At 58.7% G+C, this 3,640-nt stretch carries 1 protein-coding gene and 1 pseudogene; one reads left to right on the top strand and one right to left on the bottom strand.

Annotated features, from left to right (window positions below; genetic code table 11):
* Window positions 1–1,547 precede the first annotated feature (1,547 nt).
* A pseudogene (locus IVA91_RS31935) lies at window positions 1,548–2,884 on the top strand (IS5 family transposase).
* 155 nt (window positions 2,885–3,039) lie between these two features.
* Here the strand turns inward: IVA91_RS31935 and IVA91_RS31930 are convergent.
* A complete protein-coding gene (locus tag IVA91_RS31930) occupies window positions 3,040–3,603 on the bottom strand; it encodes an EAL domain-containing protein (RefSeq protein WP_346015547.1) in 564 nt (187 codons plus the stop codon).
* Window positions 3,604–3,640: the final 37 nt, after the last annotated feature.

Here is a 3,640-nt window from a genome sequence, read left to right as displayed (position 1 = left end):
CTCACGCCTTACGAGTACATCTGCAAATGCTGGACTTCCCAGCCAGAACGATTCAAACTCAATCCGCTCCAGCAAATGCCGGGACTAAACACCTAGCGCAGTTCCCAAGGGACATATGCAGATAGCGTCACCGCATCGATTTGCCGGCAGATCAAACAGTGTAGATCATAGACGCAATCCCTGTCCGGTCCATGAAACGAAACCTGCTTTCTTTTCGAGCTCGCATAAGATTCGCGTCGTCTCTGAACTGATGCTTGGAAAATCCTCGAACAACGACTGCGTCGTTCTCATTCAACTCGCACGACCTTTTGCGCACACGAAGATTGGCACTGGTCGCGGCATGAGCTCGCGAAGCGGACACGAGCCACCACTTCGAGAGCCTAATCTATCTAGAGATGTATAGCACTGGCTACTTAAACGGGTTTGTCGATCATTTTTTACGATTTAGAGTTGTTCAATGCGCGCTCGTTTCATCAACCCCATCAACTTGCTTCCATTTCCTTTAGGAGCGGCGGAAGCGCAAAATAAAGATGTTGCAACTTGAGGGCTGCTTAAACAACGGACTTTATGCCTCAATTTCGGAGCCTTGCACTCGGCACTTTCAGCCTGTTGCGGCAATGCGTTTGGTCCGCCAGAAGACGTTAAACGCTCCTTACGGCCTGCATGCTGTTTGGCTTCGTCGCAGTTGAGCACACACAACAGAAACAGACCGCCGGCGAAACGGTCATGAGTCTCCCCGCTTCAACCCTGCAAGATGCAAATTCCGGGCGGCCATTTTGCCTCGCCATGAGCGCACGACTGAATGCTACATCGCACTACAGATCATAAGCCGGGATCTATTTTCTTATGGGTCTGGCTGTCGTAATGGATCAAATCCGCCGATTCAGCATACGCGCCCGAAATCGCCTTCGGCCTGCGGCCACCGGTCTGGCGGGGCTCAACGCTGCCGGTTCCGTCGCCCCGCTTCAAGCAGGCCAATCGCCTCCTGCTGGCCGCCCCAAACTGCTCGGCGGGCCGATTTCGGGACAATCCGCCCCCAATCGCGGCTACCATGCGCTATGGACAGGCCAGAGATATGGCTTGCTGATCTAAGCCGGCCTCTCGCCAGCCAACAGGGTGAATTCGAAACGCGCTGGTTAGAAATTCCAAAATCGATTGAGACTAGCTCCATCCCTGTTCAGGTAATCACCGGCTCTAGACTGAAAGCCGTCGCACTAGCAGCGGCCTTTCCCACGAGCGCACCGCCCAATTCCATATGGACGCATGACTCAGTGCGGCAGAGCTACATCCCTTGACGTATCCTCGACAAGTAGATGAGGATGCGTGGACACCCATTCAATTGTCGGCATGAGGCACACTGATGTTCACCTGCCTTAGAATTGTCGTCCGTGAACAAGCCAAGCGATTGAGCGGGAGTCTGTTTTTCGGATGCGGAGGCATTTGAGATTGCAGGGATTGGGAGCTTGAGAAGCTCAAACCGTGCAATTTCGTTTTATGGATTTCCCTTCGCTGCGGACCATGATTCTGTGTTGCATCGGAGGGCGACGATGCGGCCGAAGAAGCATAAGACGACGGGATCGAACGATCTGTTCCGGGCACGGCTGGACCAGATCATCAACACGAAGCACGAGCTGGTTCTGCTCGCTGGCAAGGTCGATTGGGACTGGATCGACGGCGAGATCGCGCCGCTCTACAGCGAGAACGGCCGGCCCGGGATCGAGACCCGCTTCGTGATCGGGCTGCTGTTGCTCAAGCACATTTGCGGGTTGTCCGATGAGGGGGTCTGCGAACGCTGGGTCCATGACCCGTATTTTCAGTTCTTCACCGGCGAAGAGTTCTTCCACGTCTTCCCGCACGAGCGCTCGGACCTGAGCCACTGGCGCAAGCGGCTCGGCGACAAGCTGGAGATTTTGCTGGCCGAGAGCCTGCGGGTGGCACACGAGGCCGGCGCGTTACGTGGCCAAGACCTCCAGCGGGTCACGGTCGACACCACGGTGCAGCCGAAGGCGATCACCTTTCCGACCGACGCCAAGCTGCTGCATGCGGCCATCAATGGCCTCACCGCCTGGCGAGAAGACACGGCGTCAGGCTGCGGCAATCCTATTCTCGCGTGGCCAAGGCCGCCGCGATGATGGCGGGCCGCTACGCCCATGCCAAACAGTTCAGGCGGCATCATCGGCAGTTGCGTATCTTGCGCAGCCGGCTGGGCCGGATCATCCGCGACATCCGCCGCAAGATCGGGGGCCAGCCTGCACTGGAGGAGGCGTTCGCCCTCCCGCTGAGCCGAGCCACCCAGATCCGCTCGCAGCAGCAGCGCCAGCGCGGCTGGAAGCTGTATTCCTTCCATGCTCCGGAGGTCGAGTGCATCGGCAAGGGCAAGGCCAGTTACGAGTTCGGCGTGAAGGCCTCCATCGTCACCAACAACCGCCGGGCTCCCGGTGGCCTGTTCGTGCTTCACGCCAGGGCGATGCCCGATAACCCGTACGATGGTCACACCTTGCGGGACGTCCTTGACCGCACCGAGACGCTCACCGGCTGTTCGATCGAGCGGGCCTATGTCGACAAGGGATACCGCGGCCACGACGCGCAAAATCGCCGTCGCGTCTTCATCTCCGGCCAGAAGCGCGGCGTCTTCGGTGTCATCAAGCGCGAGCTGCGCCGCCGCTCCGCCATCGAACCCATCATCGGACACCTGAAGACCGAAGGTCACCTCGGACGCTGCTACCTCAAGGGCCGCGCAGGAGATGCCGCCAACGTCATCCTCTCGGCCGTGGGCCACAACTTCCGCCGCATCCCTGCCTGGCTCAGAGAACTCTTGGGCCTCTTCCTGGTCCAGCTATGGCGCATGCTCGCCTGTCCAGCCCCGCTCAATTCGGCTTCTTAACGGACGACTAGAATTGCGTGCGAGCAAAACACCAATCCCGTGCCTTACGCATACAGTCGGCGCCTCGAGCCGGTTGCTTGGAGCATAATTGCCGCGGCAGCGCTGTTGGTCGCCGGCGTGTTCTTCGCACGCCGCTGTGTGTGAGCCTTCGCGCCTCACTCCTGCTCCATCACGGTTGGTGTCAAAGCGTTTCTAGCAAACTTATTCACCGGCATCGGCTTGCCGAACAGATAGCCTTGGACGAGGTCGAAACCGAGCTCGTTGACCGCTGCCAAATCCGCCCCGCTCTCGATGCCTTCCGCGACGGCGCGCGCACCGTAACCCTGAGCGAGCTCGACGATGTGACGGCACACCGTGCGTTTCAGCCTGTCCTTGCCGCAGCCGGCAACGAATTGCCGGTCGGCTTTCAGCTTGATGAAGGGAATCTTATTCAGTCCCATCAGTTCTGGCCAGTTGGCGCCCAGCTTGTCGATCGACAGGCCGATATTGTAAAAGCTCATCTCGCGAGCGATCTCAGCCAAAAAATCGAGGTCGTTGATCGCCTCATGGCTGGCGATCTCAATCGTCAGCCCGCCAAAGGCCGGATGCGCCGGCATCCGGCGGCAGAGGTCGCGGACGGCCTGCGACTTTCTCAGATACGACGCCGGCAGGTTGATCGCTAAAGCGGGATGGGGTTTGGTTGAATCGATTTGGGATTCCCAAATCAGTTCGTTTCTGATTCACCATGCTGGCTGGGCGGGAGGCCAGCATGGATGG

This window comes from Bradyrhizobium sp. 153 (assembly GCF_023073835.1).
In the GTDB taxonomy this organism is placed as follows: Bacteria; Pseudomonadota; Alphaproteobacteria; order Rhizobiales; family Xanthobacteraceae; genus Bradyrhizobium.
The sequence above is the reverse complement of the archived record's forward strand: the minus strand, read 5'-3'. Positions and strand labels throughout refer to the sequence as shown.